This window comes from Mesorhizobium sp. M0208 (assembly GCF_040322015.1).
In the GTDB taxonomy this organism is placed as follows: Bacteria; Pseudomonadota; Alphaproteobacteria; order Rhizobiales; family Rhizobiaceae; genus Mesorhizobium.
In genome coordinates this window covers 21,549-41,232 of the sequence record NZ_JAMYSP010000046.1, presented here as the reverse complement: position 1 = coordinate 41,232, position 19,684 = coordinate 21,549, and the positions used below count along the sequence as shown (strand labels likewise).

Annotated in this window: 18 protein-coding genes and 2 pseudogenes; 7 read left to right on the top strand and 13 right to left on the bottom strand. The window is 59.9% G+C overall.

The features are described 5' to 3' along the window. Positions 1 to 1,196: 1,196 nt before the first annotated feature. Positions 1,197 to 3,176: a calcium-binding protein gene (locus NKJ17_RS29675; protein ID WP_352691299.1), complete on the top strand. Its 1,980-nt coding sequence runs from the start codon at positions 1,197 to 1,199 to the stop codon at positions 3,174 to 3,176. A 153-nt stretch (positions 3,177 to 3,329) separates the two neighbouring features. On the opposite strand, the gene NKJ17_RS29670 is transcribed toward NKJ17_RS29675, so the two are convergent. Together NKJ17_RS29670 and NKJ17_RS29665 are read right to left on the bottom strand one after the other, a co-directional pair. Further along, entirely contained in the window at positions 3,330 to 4,313 is a 984-nt protein-coding gene (locus tag NKJ17_RS29670) for an aldo/keto reductase (protein WP_352509032.1), read from the bottom strand. Positions 4,314 to 4,323: 10 nt separating this feature from the next. Next, the gene (locus tag NKJ17_RS29665) at positions 4,324 to 4,632 is read right to left on the bottom strand and encodes a DUF1127 domain-containing protein (RefSeq protein WP_352509031.1); all 309 of its coding nucleotides are present in this window, start codon (positions 4,630 to 4,632) and stop codon (positions 4,324 to 4,326) included. An 81-nt stretch (positions 4,633 to 4,713) separates the two neighbouring features. Here NKJ17_RS29665 and NKJ17_RS29660 point away from each other — a divergent pair, with 81 nt between their 5' ends. Next, on the top strand, positions 4,714 to 5,583 hold the full coding sequence (locus NKJ17_RS29660; protein WP_352509030.1) for a LysR family transcriptional regulator: 870 nt from the start codon (positions 4,714 to 4,716) through the stop codon (positions 5,581 to 5,583). A gap of 156 nt (positions 5,584 to 5,739) precedes the next feature. On the opposite strand, the gene NKJ17_RS29655 is transcribed toward NKJ17_RS29660, so the two are convergent. The 11 genes and pseudogenes from NKJ17_RS29655 to NKJ17_RS29610 form a co-directional block, all read right to left on the bottom strand. Further along, positions 5,740 to 6,186, bottom strand: coding sequence for an MBL fold metallo-hydrolase (locus NKJ17_RS29655; RefSeq protein WP_352509029.1), 447 nt, complete (start codon positions 6,184 to 6,186; stop codon positions 5,740 to 5,742). Between the two features lie 393 nt (positions 6,187 to 6,579). Further along, on the bottom strand, positions 6,580 to 7,404 hold the full coding sequence (locus NKJ17_RS29650; protein WP_352479337.1) for a 3-methyl-2-oxobutanoate hydroxymethyltransferase: 825 nt from the start codon (positions 7,402 to 7,404) through the stop codon (positions 6,580 to 6,582). 50 nt (positions 7,405 to 7,454) lie between these two features. Beyond that, positions 7,455 to 7,541: pseudogene (locus tag NKJ17_RS34150) on the bottom strand (hydroxypyruvate isomerase); the annotation flags it as partial. Between the two features lie 5 nt (positions 7,542 to 7,546). Further along, on the bottom strand, positions 7,547 to 7,855 hold the full coding sequence (locus NKJ17_RS29645; RefSeq protein ID WP_352509028.1) for a MocE family 2Fe-2S type ferredoxin: 309 nt from the start codon (positions 7,853 to 7,855) through the stop codon (positions 7,547 to 7,549). A gap of 11 nt (positions 7,856 to 7,866) precedes the next feature. After that, positions 7,867 to 8,826, bottom strand: coding sequence for a sugar phosphate isomerase/epimerase family protein (locus NKJ17_RS29640; protein ID WP_352509027.1), 960 nt, complete (start codon positions 8,824 to 8,826; stop codon positions 7,867 to 7,869). Beyond that, a complete protein-coding gene (locus tag NKJ17_RS29635) occupies positions 8,823 to 9,827 on the bottom strand; it encodes a Gfo/Idh/MocA family oxidoreductase (protein WP_352509026.1) in 1,005 nt (334 codons plus the stop codon). The genes NKJ17_RS29640 and NKJ17_RS29635 overlap by 4 nt, the downstream gene beginning before the upstream one ends. 138 nt (positions 9,828 to 9,965) lie before the next feature. Continuing rightward, on the bottom strand, positions 9,966 to 10,760 hold the full coding sequence (locus NKJ17_RS29630; protein WP_352509025.1) for an ATP-binding cassette domain-containing protein: 795 nt from the start codon (positions 10,758 to 10,760) through the stop codon (positions 9,966 to 9,968). Positions 10,761 to 10,818: 58 nt separating this feature from the next. After that, positions 10,819 to 11,841, bottom strand: a complete 1,023-nt coding sequence (locus tag NKJ17_RS29625) for an ABC transporter permease (protein WP_352509024.1) — start codon at positions 11,839 to 11,841, stop codon at positions 10,819 to 10,821. Between the two features lie 9 nt (positions 11,842 to 11,850). Further along, the gene (locus NKJ17_RS29620) at positions 11,851 to 12,861 is read right to left on the bottom strand and encodes an ABC transporter permease (RefSeq protein ID WP_352479442.1); all 1,011 of its coding nucleotides are present in this window, start codon (positions 12,859 to 12,861) and stop codon (positions 11,851 to 11,853) included. 134 nt (positions 12,862 to 12,995) lie between these two features. Then, positions 12,996 to 13,961 carry a sugar ABC transporter substrate-binding protein gene (locus NKJ17_RS29615; RefSeq protein ID WP_352509023.1) on the bottom strand — a complete coding sequence of 322 codons (966 nt, stop codon included), beginning with the start codon at positions 13,959 to 13,961 and terminating at the stop codon, positions 12,996 to 12,998. Between the two features lie 98 nt (positions 13,962 to 14,059). Next, positions 14,060 to 15,106: a sterol desaturase family protein gene (locus NKJ17_RS29610; protein ID WP_352509022.1), complete on the bottom strand. Its 1,047-nt coding sequence runs from the start codon at positions 15,104 to 15,106 to the stop codon at positions 14,060 to 14,062. Between the two features lie 167 nt (positions 15,107 to 15,273). Here NKJ17_RS29610 and NKJ17_RS29605 point away from each other — a divergent pair, with 167 nt between their 5' ends. The 5 genes and pseudogenes from NKJ17_RS29605 (at position 15,274) to NKJ17_RS29585 (ending at position 19,684) form a co-directional block, all read left to right on the top strand. Then, the gene (locus NKJ17_RS29605; RefSeq protein WP_352691302.1) at positions 15,274 to 16,308 is read left to right on the top strand and encodes a LacI family DNA-binding transcriptional regulator; all 1,035 of its coding nucleotides are present in this window, start codon (positions 15,274 to 15,276) and stop codon (positions 16,306 to 16,308) included. Between the two features lie 817 nt (positions 16,309 to 17,125). Then, positions 17,126 to 17,395: an acylphosphatase gene (locus NKJ17_RS29600; protein WP_254819364.1), complete on the top strand. Its 270-nt coding sequence runs from the start codon at positions 17,126 to 17,128 to the stop codon at positions 17,393 to 17,395. A gap of 141 nt (positions 17,396 to 17,536) precedes the next feature. Then, positions 17,537 to 18,186 (top strand): annotated as a pseudogene (locus NKJ17_RS29595) (aromatic ring-hydroxylating oxygenase subunit alpha). Beyond that, positions 18,183 to 19,028 (top strand): aromatic ring-hydroxylating dioxygenase subunit alpha, encoded by an 846-nt coding sequence (locus tag NKJ17_RS29590; protein WP_352691297.1) that lies wholly within the window; start codon positions 18,183 to 18,185, stop codon positions 19,026 to 19,028. The pseudogene NKJ17_RS29595 and the gene NKJ17_RS29590 overlap by 4 nt, the downstream one beginning before the upstream one ends. Next, positions 19,025 to 19,684 carry a glutathione S-transferase family protein gene (locus tag NKJ17_RS29585; RefSeq protein WP_254819361.1) on the top strand — a complete coding sequence of 220 codons (660 nt, stop codon included), beginning with the start codon at positions 19,025 to 19,027 and terminating at the stop codon, positions 19,682 to 19,684. Before NKJ17_RS29590 ends, NKJ17_RS29585 begins: the two co-directional genes overlap by 4 nt.

The window sequence follows — 19,684 nt, the reverse complement described above, 5'->3', positions numbered from 1 at the left end:
CTTTCGACAGCGACGGGATCGGTGGCGCAGCTCAAATACAGTTCGCCACGCTCTCTCCAGGTCTGTCGCTTGCAGCAGGTTCGTTCCTTGTGATCTGAACGACCCGGAACGGCGGACCCTCTGCTCGAGCCGGTCCGCCGCTCCGTCTTTGTTCAGCACCGGATTTTTCCAAAGCGGGTGCCCATTCGGGCTGATACTCAACCTTCGTCACCAGCGGGTTCGCTAGCAGGGTATCATTGAAGGGTGGCTTGAATCTGCCCGCCACCGAGTTTACTCGGCGCGGTTCGCGGCCCGCTTCCGTGTCTTGAACGGACTTAGTGCATCTCAGTGAAATAGAGGCTCATCGCACGGTGCACGACGACGAAGCAAACGGCTTCGCGACCAATCCGGTTCTCGTCTCTTTACTCTTATTCGATTCTTGTCGGCAACGAACGGTCAGATCCCATCTGAGCCCGGTATCGACTATCAGATCCCTGGGCCGCTATCAGATCCGCTGCGCAATAGCGGCTATGGCTTCACAAACCGCCCCTTCGCAGATCACGATCTATAAATCGGGACTGCCAATTACTTGAGCGCGAGAGCAGGAACCAGGCACCGCGAACCCGGCAGTCATTCCGCAGTTGTCGCTCGCTTGTAAACGTGGGCCGAACCGCTTTAATGTCGCTTAAGTCTTCCTCATGGGCGAGTGCGGCAGGCGCTCCAGCTGGGAACCGCCCCTATTCTCACCTTGAGCGGCTTCCTACATTGACTTGATCTCGATCACGGAGATCTGCCGCCCGCTGAGCGCGCAGATCCCTACGAATTGTCCACAACTAATTGCTTGCGGCAGTGAGACCACGGGAGACCACGGAGCAGTTTGGCTCTTGTGGTTAACGTCTGTCTGATTTTCATCTCGTAAGGTAAATTGACAAATCAAAAGCAAACAAGAATGTAATTTCCCGTAATTTAAACGTCATAAGTTGCGAAGCTACAGCTATTTCAAAATAAAGTCGCGATTCCGCCGGAATTGTGACCTAAGAAAAGCGATAAGTTTCTTGTGTACAACCCGTTTTTATCAAAATAAGCCACAATGCATGCAGCATTCCAACAAACGCTCAATGATTTTATCAACGGGTGTCTTTATGTGATTTGGCGCTAATATACACCCTCTAGTAGGTAGGCCTCGGGCGCTATCGAACGAGAAAAAGGATTACTGGATGGCAACTCTGCACTACACCTCGGGTGGTTCCGCCACCGAAATCGCAAACGCTGGCTTCAATCTGGCCGACGTTCAATATGTTAGCCAGGTCAACGCATTGCCGGATGGCATGAAGGGTTTGGTTTACCTGAATGAGCACGAGGGCGTAACCTCATCCTTCATCGAGAAAATGACCCCCTTCCTCGGCAATCCGAATGTGTTTGGGTTCTATCTTGTTGACGAGCCCGATCCCACCGGCAGGTGGGGCACCTACGCAACCGCTGAGAACCTGAAGGCGGAATCCGACTGGATCCATGAGCATTTTCCAGGCGCCAAGACCTTCATCACCATGATGAACATGGGGTCCCCGACCAATCCGGATTTTACGAACACCTACAATCCGGCCAACACGCATATCGACTATTTCGGAATAGACCCCTATCCGGTGCGCACGGGAACGGACACGGTCGATTACGACATGATCGATCGAGCCGTGGCTGCAGCGGTGAAGTCGGGCATCCCGGCTAACAACATCGTTCCGGTATATCAGGCCTTTGGCGGCGGTAACTGGGAGACTTCCGATGGCGGAAGACATGTCATGCCCACCCCCGAACAGATGCAAACCATGATCGATCATTGGGCCGCACTGGTGCCGACGCCCGGCTTCGACTACACCTACAAATGGGGAACGCAGAACGGCGACACCGCGCTTGAAAGCTCCTCCGAATTGCAAGCCGTTTTCCGGGAGCACAACCTCGCTACCACCGGGGCCGAACCTTCCGACACCAGCGACGGCAGCGCTGCCGCGACACCCCCTTCCGATGCCGCCGCCAGCGATAGCAGTTCGACTGTGACTGCCCCATCCCATGACGCCACCGGCGACAACACTTCGACTGCGACTGCCCCTTCCCATGACGCCACCGGCGACAACACTTCGACTGCGACTGCCCCTTCCCATGACGCCACCGCCAGCGATAGCAGTTCGACTGCGACTGCCTCTTCCCATGACGCCACCGGCGATAGCAGTTCGACTGTAACTGCCGCTTCCGACGCCGCCACCGGCGATATCAGTTCGACTGCCACGGCCCCTTCCGACGCCACCGCCAGCGATAGCAGTTCGACTGCGACTGCCCCTTCCCATGACGCCACCGGCGATGGCAGTTCGACCGTAACTGCCGCTTCCGACGACGCCGGCAATACCAGTTCGACTGCCGCGGCCTCTTCCGAAGCCGCGACGGGCGATAGCAGTTCCACTGCAACTGTGCCTTCCACTGCCACCGCTGCCGATAATAGCTCTACTGTGGCCGCCTCCGACTCCAAGACCAGCCATGGCACTTCTACTGCGACTGCTACCGCCATCGCCCCTTCCGACGCCAGCACTAGCGATAGTAATTCTGCTGGAGCTGCGACTTCCCACCGCACGGCCAGTCACGGAAAAGCCACCAGTGATGCCTCCCATGCAAGTGCAAGCACCGACAAAATGGCGGGCCATAGCGGCAACGACACCTCCCATGTCGACACTGGCGGCAACAAGATGGAGGATTTGGGCAGCGGCGTTGACCGGGTGCTGGCTGTGTTGAGCCATGCTCTTTCTGCCGGCTCGGAGTTTCTCGCCCCCAACAATCACTCCGACAGAACCGCAACCAACCTGACCGGCCATGGGTTCGCCCAGACCGTCCAGAGCGGTGAAAATGTCGGGGCCCAGGCAAAGAACGGCGCCGCCGCCGAGATCATGTCGGGTCACGGAGGCAACGATGCCTTCGACTTCAGCAAGCTTCAGGACAAGCTCCACCTCGATCAAGCCGCTCTTACCGAGCTTAAGTCGAGCGGGCTTTCATTGCATGCGTCTCCTGCTGGTACGGCCACGGATGATGGTTCCCACCACATCATCTTTGACAGCTCAACCGGGTCGCTCTCTCTCGACAGCGACGCGGTCGGCGGCTCAGCTCAAGCGCAGCTCGCCACCCATCTCCCGTTGCAGCATCACTCTTTGATCTGAAAACCGGAGCGGCGGACCTTCAACTCGAGCGTGTCCGCCGCTCCTTCAATCGCGCCACGGAAGCTTGACTAAGAAAAATGCGATATCGGCAGACAGCAGAGAGATCGAAGTTGGTCGCGTTATCGCCAATGCGAATTTCGGATTCGCCACACCCTAAGCAGTCTCGGCAATTTTCAGCACGGCGTCGATCTCGGCCATCACCGCTGCCGGCAGCGGCCCTTTTTCCAGCGCACCGAGATTGTCCTCGACCTGCTCGGGCCGCGTGAAGCCGGGAACCGGCAGCGCGATTGCCGACTTGGCGAGGATCCAGCCGAGCGCGCCCTGCGCAAGCGTGCGTCCGCCCGACGTGAGCAGGTCGCGGATTGCCGAGAGCCTTGACAGATAGTGCGGGTTGGCGGCGCCATCCCTGAAAAATACCATCCATTCGGCATTGCCGCCGCGCACATCGTTGGTGGGCAGCCGCATGGCCGGCGTGTATTTGCCGGTGAGCAACCCCATTGCCAGCGGCAGCCGGCTGAACGAGACGAGGTTCTCGCGCGCCGCAACGGCCATCAGCCCGTTCGCCGGGGTAAACACATTGAAGTCGTTCTCTACGGCGACGAAGCCCTCGCGCGGCGCGTAGGCGGCAAGCCGTTCGCGGTGATCGGTGCTCCAGCCGAAGCCGCCGATCTTGCCCTCCTGGCGCAACAGGCCGAGCGTATCGAACACCTCGCCGGCGCGCTCGATCGGATACTCGTTGATATGTAGCAGCGCGACGTCGATACAATCGCGCTGCAGGCGCTGCCGCGAATTGTCGATCGATGTCCGGATCGCTGCGGCAGAGGCATCCTCGGGAGCAATCTTGCGCGTTTCGGGATCGCCGAAATAGCCGACCTTGGTGACGATGACGGCTTCGTCCTTACCCTTCAACGCTCGCCCGAGGATCAGTTCGGCATTGCCGGCGCCATAGGCGGCCGCCGTGTCGAACACCCGCGCGCCGATCTCATAGGCCATCGCCAGCGCGGCTTGCGACCTGATGTCATCGACCTCGCCATAGGTTGTCGCCGTGTCACGCCAACGCGCGGGGCCACCCGCCGCCCAGGTGCCGATGCCAATGCCCGGTACCGAGCGGCCATCCCAAAGCTCAATCATCTGCATGCCCGGTTCCTCAACGACGCACGCTGGCGTGGCGGGCATGCTCGCGGATCTCTTCGCGAGAAATGCCAGCATCCGCAAGTGTGCTGTCTGGGGCCCGCCTCAAGCTCGCAAGCGTCTGGCGATAGGCAAGCCAGCGGGCGAAACGGTGTCGAAGTTCATCCAACATGATCGTCTCCTTTGGCGTGCAGAATGCCCGCGCGCTTGGGTTGGTCGAAAGCGCAAAGCATCGGCGCGAAGCGCATGCGCGATCGAAAAGATTGCGCTGGCTTCTTAGCCAGCCGAGGCGCTTGTCACTGTCCCGCCAAGCAAGAATGTCCAACGCGTCCAACGCCTGCATACTTGCGCATGATGCCCCTTCGCGCTACAGCCACGGTCGCAAGGAGTTTTTCATTTCTGCAAAATGGATATCGGCTGGGACGATCTGAGGTTGTTTCTCGACGTTGCGCGGCTGGGTGGCTTGAGCGCAGCGACGGGAACCACGCGCCTCAGCGCAGCCACCCTTGGACGACGCGTCACCGCGCTGGAAAAGCAGATCGGCGAACCTCTGTTCGTGCGCCAGCAGACCGGCTACCGGCTGACCCCGGTCGGCGAAGAACTGCTGCGGCGCGCCGAAGACGTCGAGGCAGCAATGCAGTCGCTGACCCGCTGGCGCGAGGGAAACCTGCCCGACCGCATTGTCCGCGTCTCGGCCGGGCCATGGACCTCGGCTTTCATTTCCGCCCATATCGGCGAGATCTGGACGGTCGACGACGGCATAAGGGTGGAGCTTGTCACCACGACCGAGCGGGTCGACATCGGCCGCCGTGCCGCCGACATCGGCATCCGCAGCGAGCGTCCGACCGAGCAGTGGCTGGCCGGCCGTCAGAGCGGCAAAGTCGCTCACGCCATTTATTCCGGACGTCACCTGATCAACGGCATCGCCGCTGGATTGTTCGTCGGCGTCACCGGCGAAGGCGCAAACGTTGCATCGGCGCGCTGGCTGCAAGCCCATCACGGCGACCGCATCGCCGTACGCGGCAACAACACCCATGCGGTGCGTGAACTGGTGGCCGCCGGCGCCGGCCTTTCGGTCTTTCCGTGCTTCGTCGGTGACAGCGATCCGCGGCTGGTTCGCGTCGCTCAGCCTATCCCCGAGCTCGAAACCGACCAATGGATCGTCACCCATCACGAGGAACGTCACTCCCCGCCGGTACGAAAAGTCGCCGACCGGATTGCCGCCTTGATGCGGGCGCACCAGCCGCTGTTTCGCGGCGAGACGCCGATCCGGTAAGCCTCAGGCGTCGATCGGCCGCCAGTGGATCAAGAATCAGATATTTTGTGGGCCGGACGATGTGCCGCCGCCGTTGAGGACGGCGGAGTGAGGCGCGCTGCTCGTCGAGATCCTTGCCTTGGGCGAAGAGAGCGGTACCAATCAGTACCGGGCCGCCTATCCGGTCACTCGTCCTCCTGCCGGCTCATAGCCGTATGCTTCGCCCTTACGCACCACGCGACCGATGCCCGGCCAGCCAAGGTGCGCGCCGGCGATCCACGTCCCCGCCTTGGCCGCGTCACTGAAAACATTTAGGCGGGTTGCGCGCGCCGTCGGCTGATCGTCGTCATAGCCCCAACTGAACGCGGGATTGCCGAACTGCAAGGCCGGCACATGAACGACGTCCCCGAAGAATAGGAAACGGTCCTCGTCCGTGTCGAACGCGTAGCCGGTATGACCGGGAGCATGACCCGGCAGGGCGACCGCCCTCAATCGCTCACCCACCAGGTCGCCATTCTGGACAGGCTTCAGCAGGGGCCGGAACTGCGCAAGGTGCGCGTAAGCGAAAAAGCTCCCAACAGCCGCCTCGGGAATTACGATCGCCGTCAAGTTTGGAAAGAGCACTCGGCCGTCGGGGGTCAAAAGTCCGTGCACATGATCCTCAGCAGTTCGCCTTCACGTATTCTTCCTGAAGTTTGAATCGAAGCAGTATATGATTTCGGAAGCAGCTCTGCATTTCCACAAACGACCCAAACCCGAGACGCGATGCAAGTCGGGACACGGTCGCGGGTGATACATGGCATCGGCGCGCGATTGCGGTGGCATTTTCGAAAGCCACGTAATCCGGCTCCGCAAATATCACCCGGGCGACAGCCTCCGACTTCTCCGGAAGTGTCAGTTCCCTTTTGGCAATCAGCGCTTTGAGCTCGTCAAGCGATGGCGCTCGGCGGTTGTCAACTGATACGCGCTGTCGACCGCATGTCCGTGAGGGATAAGATGAGCCCACAGACATAGTTCTCAACCTTTAACTATCTTCATGAAGATATCGAACTCGGCATCCACAATCGGAACCGTGTGCTCGTAACCGGGATATCTGCCTGAATCGACGTCTGCCTTGTAGTCCTTGAAGGCAGCGACGCGCTCGTCCTGAATCTTCTCCAGCTCAGGGCCAAGGTTTCGATAAACTTTTCCGTGTCGCGGCTTATGGTTCTTGCCGTAACCGCAAACGTCTTCTGTGAAGAGGTACTGCGCATCGGCATATTTGCCAGCGCCCATGCCTAGCATGACAAGCGAGGAGTTTTCGGTGAGGAATTTCGCGACGCGATCTGGGACGACTTCCAGCTCCGCGCCGAAGACTCCTATTTGCTCCAGCTTTTGGGTGTGTCGCCAAATGCGCACTGCTTCGTCCGCGGTCTTGCCGACTGCGCGCCAACCCGTCCAGGTGATATAAGACGGCACTAGGCCGATATGGCCAACGACAGGAATGTAGTTGTCGCATAACGTCTTCTGGATGTCGTATGACGCCGCACAATAAAAGGCGTCGCCGCCTGTGCCGGCAAAGTGGAACGCTGCACGCAGATAGTCCTCCGCTGTTGCGAGCGGGCGGCCCGCGAAACTCCCATAGCTGCCATATGGCAAACCGACTTGTACGAAACAATCGCCGGCTGCTTGGCGCATTTCCGGATCGAAATATCGACCTTCGATGGAGAGCATATGGATGCCGGCAGCGGCTGCGGCAGCCGCCTCATCCGGGGTGCTGACGAAGAGCATGGAGATTTTCTGTCCGCTCTTCTTCATCTTGCGGATGTCCTCGACATGAGGACGGTTGTGATACATGCCCATAATCAGCCTCCGCAGGGGATCAGGCAGTCAAACAGCGCCTTGGCGATGAATGGCCAATTCATTTCGGCGCGCCAAGTAATCGGGCGGTCGCGCCAGAGCATCTCGGCGCAGGCTGCAAGCTGGAACGGCTGGTCCATATGGCTCAGATCTCGATCATGACGCGGCCATTTTCGACCTTCGTCTTGTACGTCTTGAGATTCTCGCAAGCGGGCGGGGTCTCTACGTCCCCAGTCGTGAAGTCGAAAACGGATGCGTGTTTAGGACACTCCACTGTATTCCCCATTACGAGACCGTCAGCGAGGTGAATACTCTCGTGCGTGCAAAGCCCGTCGGTGCAGAAATATTCGTCCGCATCATTTCGAAAGATCGCAAAGGTGCGACCGCCATGATCGAAGCGCTTGGCTTCCTCGGCTTCGATGTCGGCGGCGGCACAGGCGTCGATCCAAGGCATGGAACCTTCCTTCAGATGGCTTGCGGTTTGTAGTCGGCGGGGGCGGACGGCATGACCCCCTGCAGTAGCGCTACGGACTTTTCGAGTCCCTCCAGAGAGTTCAGGAGCACGTCCTCATGCTCGATGGAAAGCCAGCCGTCATAGCCGGCCATCTTGAGGCGATAGCAGAATTGCCGCCACCACTCCTCGCCATGGCCGAAGCCAAGCGTGATGTAGCTCCATGACCGGGCTGGAAGATTCATCAGGCTGCCATTCTCGAGCAGAGATGTCGTCGCCTGCACTGGTGCGTTGAGCATCGTGTCCTTGGCATGAACGTGATAAACCGCCTCGCCCAACGATTGAGCCGCCGCCAGCGGGTCGGCACCCATCCAGAACAGATGCGAAGGGTCCAGATTCGCCCCCACGACGGGTCCGACCGCCTGTCGCAACTTCAGAAGCGAGGGCACGTTGAAGACACACTGGTTGCCGTGGAGTTCAAGCGCGATGCGCTCCACGCCGTTCTCTTCAGCCAACGCCACGATCTCGGTCCAGAAGGGAATCAGCTTCTCTTCCCACTGGTATTTCAAAATGGCCTGTGTTTCCGGCGGCCAAGACGAGATGACCCAGTTGGGCATGATATCTGCAGCGTTGCCGGCCGGGAGGCCGCTCATGGTGCAGACCGTCCGGATGCCCATTTCGCCTGCGACGCGAATAGTGGTTTTCAGCCCTTCGCCCTGGGCCGGGTCGGTCGGGTGCAGCGGATTGCCGTTTGCGTTGAGGCTGATGATTTCTAGCCCGCGCGCCTCGAACGCGCCAACGAAGCGCTTCTGGCCTTCCCTGTTGCCCAGCATGGACGAAAGCCGAAAATGCGGCGCGGTGGACCAGCCACAGGTGTTCACCTCGACGCCGGAGACACCCATGCGCTTCGCATGATCCAGCATCGTTTCGAAGGGCAGGTTGCCGAGGCTGTCTGAAACGAAACCCAGCTTCACGCGTAAAACTCCGGCTTTGCGATCATTTGGACGGGTACGCGGCGGCCCTCGTGCAACGCCTTCACGCCCGCCTCGGCAACGACGGCGGCGCAATAACCGTCCCAGCAATTCGCAGCGGTTGCCGGGAACTCACCAGTCATGGCGAAGCGTAGGAAGTCGCGGTTCTGCCGACGGTACGCATCGGCATAGCGGGTCCGCCAGTCGGCGTCGTAGCTCGTGCTCTGTGCAAGCGCAGAATCGATGCGAGTGTAGGCGACGTTGTTCATCGCAACGGTGCCCCGCTCGCCGATCAGCTCGGCACGGACATCGTAACCATAGGCGGCATTGTTGTTGATCTCGATGTTGACGAGTTGGCCATCGACCGTCTCCAGCACCATGAAGACAGGCGCGACCCGGGCATCTGAGCGCTTCGGCTGGAAGGCCGAAATCGACGCATATTCCGTCGAGAGCACATAGCGCACGACATCGAACTCGTGTGGGGCCGAATTGGTGATAGCCATTGCGCCGGTGAAATCTGCCGCCGGCGTTTCGACATTGCGGTGAAAATTGTGCATCATCAGGGGCCGGCCAAGGCGGCCGTCTGTAAGCGCTCGCTTCATCTCTTCGTAGGAGCGATCGTAGCGCCGCATGAAACCAAGCTGGACGAATTTCGCGCCCGACTTCTGTTCGGCCTCCATCACCGCGATACAGTCAGCGGACGCTTGTGAGAGGGGCTTTTCGCACAACACACGCTTGCCGGCGGCAATACAGGCCTTCGACAGCGGCGCATGCGTGGTATCGGGACTCGCCACGATGATTGCGTCCACGTCCTTCCGCGCGGCAACATCTTCTGGATCGGTGGAGATGTCGGGCGCACCAAAGGTGTCGGCAACAGTGCGGGCACGCGCCTCATCCATGTCGCACACCAGCTGAAGGCTTGCTCCGGGAAGGTCTTCCGCCACTATCCTGGCGTGGTCGGCGCCCATCACACCGGCACCGATCACTGCGATCCGTATTGTCATATTTCTTCTGCTTTGTTCGACGTGAAGAGGCTGGTGGCGCCAAGGGTCATCAGGGCCGGTCGAAGGCAGAGGTTTCCCGAGGAAAACGATCGGGCCGCCCGCCCATCCAGCTCGAGAGGCGGCGCATTTTCATTGTGATCATGCATGCAATTCATGCTCGATTTCCGCCTCGAGGTCAGCCATGGTTTCACCGCCGGCCATCAGGTCGGTGATCTCCTCGCGGGTTTTCTCGCGCTTCCGGAAATCGGCGGCGATCGCACCGCGAATGAGGACGGCGAAATGGTCTCCCACCGCCATCGCGTGCATCACCTGGTGGGTGATGAAGATGACCGCGAGACCGCGCCGCTTGGCTTCATTGACGATGCGCAGCACGTGAGCTGCCTGCTTGACGCCGAGCGCTGCCGTCGGCTCATCGAGGATCAGAACGCGAGCGCCGAAATGCACGGCGCGGGCAATGGCCAAAGACTGGCGTTCCCCGCCTGACAGGCCACCAACAAGCCGGTCACCGTCGTCGATACGCGTGATGCCGAAATCCCGCACCGCTTTCACCGCGATCTCGTTGGCGCGCTTGCGGTCGTAGATCTTGAACGGACCCCAACCCTTTGTCGGCTCCAATCCAACGAAGAAGGAGCGGCCGATGCTCATTAAGGGGAACGTTCCGCCGAACTGGTGCACGGTGGCAATGCCCCGCTCCTGCGCAGCGCTCGGACGGTCGAAGCTGACCGCCTTTCCGTCCATCAGGATCTCGCCGCTGGTCGGCTTGTGGACGCCTGCCAACACCTTGATGAGAGTGGACTTTCCGGCGCCGTTGTCGCCGAGGAGACACAAGACCTCACCCCGGCGAATTTGCAGCGAGATCTTATGCAACACGTCGATCGGGCCGAAAGACTTGTTGACATTTTTCAGTTCGAGAATGGCAGGTTTTTCGCTCATAATTGTCGCATCTTTCGTTCTTCCAAGCAGTCGCTGATCGCAACTGCAGCCGCATCGCTTAGTGCTGTATGGGTGCCCTCGGCACGCTTTGTTTCGAACCTCGCCGGTAAGACAGAGCCAGTTCCCGGAATGCCTGATTCATCAGCACCGCCGTCAAAAGCATCACGCCGATGATCAGGTTCGACCAGTTCCGGTCGATCTGGGTGAAGTAGATGCCTTGGCTGACAATGGCGAACGTGATGGTGCCGACGAAGATGCCGATGACCGAGCCGAACCCTCCCGTGAGCAGTACGCCGCCGACCACCACGGACACGATTGCGTTGAAGATGAAGTTCATTCCGCCGGAAACCTGGGCCGAGTTGAACAGGATCGCCTGGCACATGCCAACGAATGTGGCGCTGACGGCGGACAGCACGAACAGTGCGATGGTCATGCGGTTTATCGGAATGCCTGCATTGCGGGCGCTGACGCGATCGCCGCCCATTGCAAACAGCCAGTTGCCAAAGCGGGTCTTGTGCAGCACGAAGCCAATGATGACAGCGAACACTACCCACCAGACGATGATGACCTGGTGGCTTCCACCGATAAGCTGTCCGAACAGGAATTTGGCCCATTCGGGCGCGGTGACGGCAACGCTAGCGTTGCCAGTTAGCAACACGGACCCACTGAGCACCAAGCCCTGCATCGCAACCAGGGTGGCGAGCGTAATGATCAACGAAGGCACCGAGGTGCGGATCGTCAGCAAACCATTGACAAGGCCGACCGCCACACCGACCGCCAGGGCGCCGGCCATGCCCACCGCGATGGGCAGGTCATAGTAGCCGCTAAGGATGGCGGTGGTCATAGAGCCCGCGGGAATCAATGCGCCGATGGAGATGTCGAGTTCACCCGAGATCATCAGCAGACCGACCGGAATGGCGACAATGCCGAGATTGGCGGCGAAATTCACCCAGCTCGCCGCCCCAAGGAGTGTACCCAGGTCCACGCCACCGAAAAATACGAAGAACAGCACCACCCCGATCAGGCTGAGGATCGAGCCTGCTTCCGGGCGGCGCAACAAGGATTTGATTGCCTCAGTCATGGCGGTCCCTCAAACCTTCTTCGATGAGTAGCTGAGCGCCAGCTGCCGAAAGGTGTCGTTGGTGAGTACGGCGATCAGGAGAAGCGCGCCGATGATGACGCTTCCCATGTTGGGATCGATACTCGTGAAGTAGATGCCCTGGTTTACGATAGAGAAGGTGATCGTGCCGAACACGATACCTACGACCGAGCCAAATCCGCCGGTAAGCAGAACGCCCCCGATGACCACGCACATGATCGAATTGAAGATGAAGGACTGCCCAGCCAGAACCTGAGCGCTCTGGTAGACCATCACCTGGCTGACTCCGACGAACGCGGCGGAAAACCCCGAAAGCATGAATAGACCGATGGTAAGCCGCTTGGTGGGGATGCCCGCGTTGCGCGCGCTCTCCTTGTCGCCCCCGAGTGCATAGATCCAGTTGCCCACGGGCGAGATGTGGAGGAGCCACAGAAGGGCGGCGATGTAGACGAGCCACCAGAGAATCGTCACTTGGAACATGCCCCCGAGATATTGGCCGAGAAGCGTCTTCGTGAGTTCGTCGGGCACCAGCGAGACACCGGTGCTGCCGGCGATCATCACCGTAAGGCCCAGCGTCAGGCCCATTGTGCCGAACATCGTTCCTATTGTAATTATCAAGGACGGGATCGTGGTTCGTGTGACGAACACGCCGTTGATCAAGCCGATGGCAAGACCGAGCCCAAGGGCGGCCGTGATGCCGAGCCAATCAGGCAGGCCATAGTAGCCGGATATGATCGCGGCCGTTAGAGAGGCCGCGGGAATCACGGCGCCGACCGAGATGTCCAGCTCACCAGCGATCATCAGCAGCCCTATCGGCAGAGCGATGATGCCGATCTCGGAGGCGATGCTCAGCCAACTGGCCGTACCGGCTGCTGACAAAAAGCCACTGCCTCCGAATATGGCGAAGAACAGAAAGACTGCGACCATGCCCAGGAACGAGCCCGTCTCGGGCCGCCGCGCCAGACGACCCAGGGCCAGTCCAGAACGGCCGCGATTTGCCATCGGCGTTGGGGTGGATGTCACGGGATGTGCCGTCATGGGTAATCCGCGAGTTATCGAGCGCCAAAAATTGCGGTCGCTATGGAAGTAGAATGCACTGGCCGCCCCCCTCACAAGGCGGGCGGCCGTAAGGACACCTATCGCGCGCCGGCCTTCACGCCGGCAATGGTCAGCTCGACAGTGTTCTTGTCGATGATCCCAGGACCGGTGAGGATCTCGCGCGTCGGCACAGTCAGCCCGTAGTTTACCTTGCCATTCAAGATTGAGACGGCGAGGTAGCCTTGCCAGTAGCCCTGCTGGTCGATCGCGCAGGCCTGTTTTCCATCCTTGATGTTGTTCAGGATGGTCTCGTCAAAGTTGATGCCGCAGAGTTGAACCTGCCCGGCCTTGCCGGCCTGGGTAATACCGTTCATGGCCGAATTGGCGTCGACATTGCCGATGGTGAACACCGCGGTCACGGCTTGATGCTGCAGCAGATAGGCCTTCACCGCCTGCGCCACTGCTGTTGCCGAGCCGAAGGAGGTAGCTGGCAACGGCAACACATCGGCCTCGCCGCCGCCATTCTTCATCCCTTCCCTAAAGCCACCACAGTAGGCCTCGATATTGGCCGCACCCGGCAGTGTGTTGATGCAGACGCCTTTCTTGTTGCCGGCCTTAGCGAGATACTCGCCGCCGGCGACGCCACCTTTGTAATCGTCCGAGCCGACATAGTTCATAGCGCCGAGGCGATCAGCCGCCTGCAAACCGCCGGCATTGTAGATAACAAGCGGAATGCCAGCGTCCACAACCGCCTTGAACGCCGGATCCATGGCTTCCGGCACCCAGTCCGGACCGACAATGGCGTCGGCCTTCTGGTCGATGGCTTGGCGGATCAGTTCGGCCGCGTCCACACCCAGATTGTCGTAGTTCTGCGGCCCGAGCCAGGTGACTTTACCACCTTGAGCTTCGACCACCTTACCGGCGTCTTCGGCACCACGCTTGACGATTGACCAGAATGGATCGTCCGGCTTGCCGCCGATAACGAAGATGTCGGCGGCGAGCGTGCTGCTGGTGCTGTACGCAGCCAGCACTGCTGTGGACACAAGTATCTTGAAAAGCTTCATAGTCTTCCTCCCGGTTTACCCGCCCCGCGGGGTTTCAACAAAAGCCTGGCTGCCCCGCACCCGCTCCTCTCGGGCTTAGTCGAGACAGCGTCTGATCGTCATTCCGCCGGCATTCCAGTGGCCGGGCCGCCGCGGGCTTCCTGCTGCGCGCGCAGCTTTTCTTTCTTTTTGCGGAAGCGCGCCTTCATAGCCTCGTCAGCTTCTTTGCTACCGTCGTGCCAAGTGCCAAAAAGCTTATCGAGAGGAACCAGACCGTCACCGCCGTAGTTCACCTCGAAATACTTGTGGTGCAGGTAGTGGACATAGGAATGGCTATCGAGCTTGATCTTGTCCGTGAGTTCGAAGGTCTCAAACCCAAGATGGCCATTCACCGCTCCGAAGCCGGCCCCATGCAGTGTGAAGTACGCGCAGACAGGGTTGGATGGGATCAGCAGGTGCAGCCAGGCTTCGGCATGGTAGAGGAACCCTTCCACCGGATGCATGGACAGCGACGACCACGGACTGGGGTTGATCGAGTTGTGGTGAACCGAGTGCACCCATTTGTAGAGCGGCGGCCAGTGGATCGCGCGGTGCAGGAAGAAGAAATACACTTCGTGCACAGCCGGAGCGATGATGACGAGGAACGACAGGTACAGCCAATGCGTCGTCCACGGCAGCCAGACGGCCCAGCTGTTCGCGTATGCCCATAGCATCACGATTTCGACCACGGTCCACAGCGGTATGGTGATGAAAAACGACCGGCTGAAATTGTCGATATTCTGGCTCTGAAACCAGAAGACGTCGGACGGCGCGTCGGAGGGGAATTTCGGATTATACTTGAAGCGCGTCTCTTGCTTGCGCTGGATGTAATAGCGCAGCTCAAAGAATCCGTAGAAGAGAAAAATGCCCCCCGCGTTCAGCCCGTAAAGCCAAAGGTAGTTGAGCAGGGAAAAGCTTGCCAGGCTGTCCCAGCTCGGGATGAGCAAGTTGACCCAGATGATTGCCGTGGCCATGTGGAACGCGTTCCAAGGCCAAAGAAACTCGGGAATCCAGGCTAGTACCTTCTTGGCGTTGAACGGGCGATGCCAGATCGGCACCGGCTCGGCGCGGCGGTGCGGGACCCAGTTTCCGCGCTTGTCGCGCATTCCATACTGAAGGTCATCCATCTTAACAGCCTCCCGACCGACCATCCAATCGGCCTTGAACCAGTTCGGGCTCTAGTGCGGAGGCGATTCATATCGGAGGCTTGATATCATCGGAATACAAAAATAGTATGGAGATCGCATTCGTATCATTTAGTGTCAATCATGATGATACAGCATTGGGAGGATTAATGAGGCGGCCTACGATTCGCGACCTCGCTCAAGCCGCCGGCGTATCCGTAGCGACCGTGAACAGAATCCTCAGCGGCACTGTCTCGGTTCGCCCAAAGACTGTTCAACGCGTACAAAGAGCAGCCGAAGAAATCGGCTTCTATGGGATCGGAGCGATCGACGACCGGGCCAAGAAAATATCGCCGCATCATCGATTGGGTTTCCTGTTGCAGCAATCGACCCGTGAACTCTACCAACTGTTCGGGAAGAAAATCATCGCAGCCTGTCGCGATCGTCGCGATGAGGTGGTCGAGGCCATCGTCGAGTTTGTGGATCTACTGACGCCGGAGACTATCTCTAGCCGCCTTATCGCGCTCGGCAACACCTGCGACGCAGTCGCGGTGATCGCACCAGATCACCCTATCATAGGACAGGCCATCCGTTCACTGAAGGAAATTGGGAAGCCCGTTGTTGCTTACATTACCGACCAATCCGCGCCGGAAAGAGCGGCCTACGTGGGAACGGACAACTGGAAGCTCGGGCGTACGGCGGCATTCTTGATTGCGCAAACCACCCAAGGTCCCGGTCGCATTGCGGTTTTCATAGGCAATCACCGGTATCAATGCCAAGACGTCTCAGATGCTAGCTTCCGTTCCTATTTGCGCGAACACGCGCCGCGACTCACAGTGGCGGAGAGTCGACCTACTCATGAGGAATCGAGCGAGGCTTACCGTATGCTGGCTGAGCTCCTAAAGACGACTGATGATCTTGTGGGAATTCTGATCGTGGGTGGTGGGATAACCGGAGTGCTCCGTGCGCTGAGGGAGGTCTCTGCCGAAAGGCGCGCGGGGATCAAGCTGGTTTGCCGTGACATAGGGCCCGAGACGCGAAAAGGCTTGTCTGAGGGATTAGTCACTGCAGCTCTTTGTCATCCACTCGAGGCGACCTCGGCCCTTCTAGTGCAGACAATGATCGACGTGATTGGGCCACAGACACCGTTGGCAACCCTTCAGCGGTCAATACCTTTTGAAATAGTCACGCCGGAAAATATCTGACGCATTTATCTCGGCGATGACTGAAGCGGTGCTTTGCGGATCGGGCTAGTCCGGCCAAGGCTGCCGATCGCTGGTTCCGAACCTCGTCGAGACTGCATGAACAATCTAAAGGCACCATTCATCATTGGTAGGACGGTCACTGTCGCGCACCGTTGGAGAACGTCCTCGAACTATTGATTTTATTGGCTTTTTCGTGGGCCTAAATCAGAGAGTTTCCCGTATTGTCTCGCATCGTTCCGCCCCCACCGGACGCTTTGAAATTGGCCACACCAAATGCCTGCTTCGCATCATCCACGAAGAGCTGCGCGCCATCTCCGGCGCCGAGCAATCCCGGCTGCAGCGCTTTGAACAACCAACGCTGTGGCCATCGATACAGCCCTTTGCGTGAGCCCTTCAGGAGTTGGCCAACCGCCAGCCGTCGGTGGTTCCTGGCCGACCTCAATGAATTGTACTCCTTTCGTATAAATCAGAAATCTTCCCGCATCGTTCCGTATGGTTCCGCGACCCCGGCGCCACTATTCCGCAGGTGCCGTCTGGCTTGGTTTCCCGAAAATACGCTTTTAGGAAAGTCCTGGAGCCGGATGACCGATCTTGCGACGCAGTTCCGAACCGATCCCTCGATGACGGGCTACCGGACATGGCCCGTCAAAGGCCTGTCGCTTACCAAGGAGCATCGGGACGGCAGCGACCGGTCTTGACCGGTCGGCGAGGATGACGAGCGTTCTTGTCGGCGAAAGATCCGCCCGCCTTTTCACGCCCTTAGCCACGTGATTGGATACGACGTATCTGTATATCAATTTCGTTGCTAAGGTCCTTCATGAACGAGCAAGATCGACGTTTTACGCGCGAGCGCATGACAATCCTCGGCGATGTCAAAGCGGCATCCTTTCTTCCATGGATCGAGCGTCATGCCGCCAAGCTCGGCCTCGCGCCGGCAATATTCGTTGCCGGTGCCGACCGGATCGAACTCGACGTTGCCGGTCCTGCGGAACTGGTCGATATGATGGAGATGGGGTGCTCTCTTGGACCAATCGATGTCTGGGTCGAGGCCATTCGTCGGACGCCGATAGAAAACGAATCAGGCTAGGTTGGGACCGGGTCTCTGCCTCTTTTTTGGGCATTGTTGCCAGTGCGAAAATATTGTGCAAACGTGATCGGACTGATCGTCATGTCTTGACCGCGAATCTGCATTTGGGAAGATGGGTCGATGTCGTTCGAAGGTTGATGCATGCTGCCCTATCCGTCCGGCTCATGGATGCCAGTTGCCCTCTCCGCGGACTTGCCAGCGGGAACCGTAATGCCGGCGCAAACCCCGGTCGGACCGATTGCCCTTTGGCGAAGCCGGTCCGGCCGCGCGGCGGCCTTCGCGGACAGATGCCCTCATCGCGGCATGCGCCTTTCCCGTGGTTTCGTGCGCGGTGAGGCCCTGTCCTGCATTTATCACGGTTGGAGCTATGCCCAGGCCGGAAACTGCTTGCGCATTCCGGCCCATCCGGGCCTGACGCCGCCGGAAACGATTGGTGTCGCAATACAGCCCGTCGAGGACAGCGGCGGAATCATATGGATTTCCGTAGGCGAACCCACCGCTCGGCCGCCGCGGTTCGACGGCCTGGCTCCTCTTCGCTCCATGATAGTAGAGGCGGGCACTGCCGCGCTGGAGGCGGCCGCCGGTACGAAGGCCGACGGAGGCCTGCTCGACTACGCGCAAGATGCCCAGACCTACGGCTGCTGCTGACCCCCCAGGGGAAAGCGCGGACGCTGATGCATGTTCTGGTCGACGAAGGCACTGGTCCGGCCAAGCGTATCGCTGCGTCGAGGGCAGCCGAGACGCTACGGCGGACGGCCGAGGATATTCTGCGCAGTGGCGTCGCCCAATGACCCGCAACGCGATGATCGACCAATGGTATCCGGTCGGCCTTGCCGGCCGGCTTGACACCCATGAGCGCCAGACGGCGCTCATGGGCGAGCCGATCGGGGTGAGGCTCGGCGCAAACGGAAACGCGAAGCTTACGGGCAGCAACGGGCGTGCCCTGCCGGTCTGCATCCGCTACGGTCATGTCTGGTCGTCGCTCGGCGACCCGCAAAAGGCGCTCTTTGCCATCCCCGAGGCTGATCAGCCCGGCCGCCGGCTCGTCGATGTCGGGGTTGTGCGCGTGCGCTGCTCGCCGCTGCGCGCGGTGGAGAACTTCCTGGACATTGCGCATTTCCCCTTCGTGCATACGGACATATTAGGGGCCGAACCGCACACGGAAGTCCCGAACTACAAGGTCGAGATACGGGAGGACGAAGACGAGGTTTGGGCGACCCAGGTGAAGTTCTACCAGCCGCAGGCCGCCAAGTCGGCGGAAGGCGGCATAACCATCGAATACATGTATCGCGTGCCTGCGCCGACCTGCTCGATCCTCTACAAGACCTGCCCGCCGCGGCCGGGTGAATGGGACGTCATCACGCTTTTCGTGCAGCCGCTTGCCGAAGACCTGTGCGACGTCTGGCCGTGGATGGCGTTGTTTGACGACGAAACATCGATGGCAGACCTGATCCATTTCCAGCAGACGATCTTCCTTCAGGACCGGTCGATTCTCGAAAACCAGATCCCGAGGCTGCTGCCGCTCGATCCGGGCATGGAGATCCCCACAAGGGCGGACCTGACATCGGTTGCCTACCGGCGCTGGCTGAAACGCCACGGCTACACCTACGGCGCGCAACTGGTGGCGCAATGAAGCTCTACGACTACGTGCTGTCCCCGAGTTGCTACAAGGCGCGCCTGATGGCGGCGCTGACCGGGGTGAAGCTTGACATCCGCCCCGTCGACTTCCATCCCGGCGCCGAGCATCGCGGTCCCGAACTCATGGCGCTCAATCCGGCGGGTTCGATCCCGATCCTGGAGGATGGCGACCTCGTCCTGACCGAATCCTCGGCCATGCTGGTCTATCTCGCCGCGAAGGCCGCACCGCAATGGCTGGGCAACGATACTGCTTTGCAGGCGGCACGCGTCCAGCAATGGCTTTCCTTCTCGCATCGGCTGACCGGCAGCCTGGGGGCGGCGCGCTTGCACGAGATGCTGCTGCGTCCGGGCGATATCGCCACCCTTCATGGGCAGGGGATAGCGGCCCTGCGGGAGCTGGAAGCCGGCCTTGTCGAACAGCATATCCGCGGCCAGCGCTTCCTCGCGTCGGACCGGCCGACGATCGCGGACGTCGCCTGCTTTCCCTATGTGGCGCTGGCGCCGGACGGCGGCGTTTCGCTCGACCCCTATCCCGCGATCCGGCTCTGGTCGCGGGCGATCCGCAGTCTCGAGGGCTTCATTGAGATGCCCGGCATCCACCGGCTGCACGAACTGAAGCCCGAGCCCGTCCTCGAAGCCGGCGAGGCGTGA

Coding starts and splice junctions, on each gene's coding strand:
- NKJ17_RS29675 (WP_352691299.1), top strand. CDS start 1,197: ATGGCAACTCTGCACTACACCTCGGGTGGTTCCGCCACCGAAATCGCA.
- NKJ17_RS29670 (WP_352509032.1), bottom strand. CDS start 4,313: ATGCAGATGATTGAGCTTTGGGATGGCCGCTCGGTACCGGGCATTGGC.
- NKJ17_RS29660 (WP_352509030.1), top strand. CDS start 4,714: ATGGATATCGGCTGGGACGATCTGAGGTTGTTTCTCGACGTTGCGCGG.
- NKJ17_RS29650 (WP_352479337.1), bottom strand. CDS start 7,404: ATGGGCATGTATCACAACCGTCCTCATGTCGAGGACATCCGCAAGATG.
- NKJ17_RS29645 (WP_352509028.1), bottom strand. CDS start 7,855: ATGCCTTGGATCGACGCCTGTGCCGCCGCCGACATCGAAGCCGAGGAA.
- NKJ17_RS29635 (WP_352509026.1), bottom strand. CDS start 9,827: ATGACAATACGGATCGCAGTGATCGGTGCCGGTGTGATGGGCGCCGAC.
- NKJ17_RS29630 (WP_352509025.1), bottom strand. CDS start 10,760: ATGAGCGAAAAACCTGCCATTCTCGAACTGAAAAATGTCAACAAGTCT.
- NKJ17_RS29625 (WP_352509024.1), bottom strand. CDS start 11,841: ATGACTGAGGCAATCAAATCCTTGTTGCGCCGCCCGGAAGCAGGCTCG.
- NKJ17_RS29620 (WP_352479442.1), bottom strand. CDS start 12,861: ATGGCAAATCGCGGCCGTTCTGGACTGGCCCTGGGTCGTCTGGCGCGG.
- NKJ17_RS29615 (WP_352509023.1), bottom strand. CDS start 13,961: ATGAAGCTTTTCAAGATACTTGTGTCCACAGCAGTGCTGGCTGCGTAC.
- NKJ17_RS29610 (WP_352509022.1), bottom strand. CDS start 15,106: ATGGATGACCTTCAGTATGGAATGCGCGACAAGCGCGGAAACTGGGTC.
- NKJ17_RS29605 (WP_352691302.1), top strand. CDS start 15,274: ATGAGGCGGCCTACGATTCGCGACCTCGCTCAAGCCGCCGGCGTATCC.
- NKJ17_RS29600 (WP_254819364.1), top strand. CDS start 17,126: ATGAACGAGCAAGATCGACGTTTTACGCGCGAGCGCATGACAATCCTC.
- NKJ17_RS29590 (WP_352691297.1), top strand. CDS start 18,183: ATGACCCGCAACGCGATGATCGACCAATGGTATCCGGTCGGCCTTGCC.
- NKJ17_RS29585 (WP_254819361.1), top strand. CDS start 19,025: ATGAAGCTCTACGACTACGTGCTGTCCCCGAGTTGCTACAAGGCGCGC.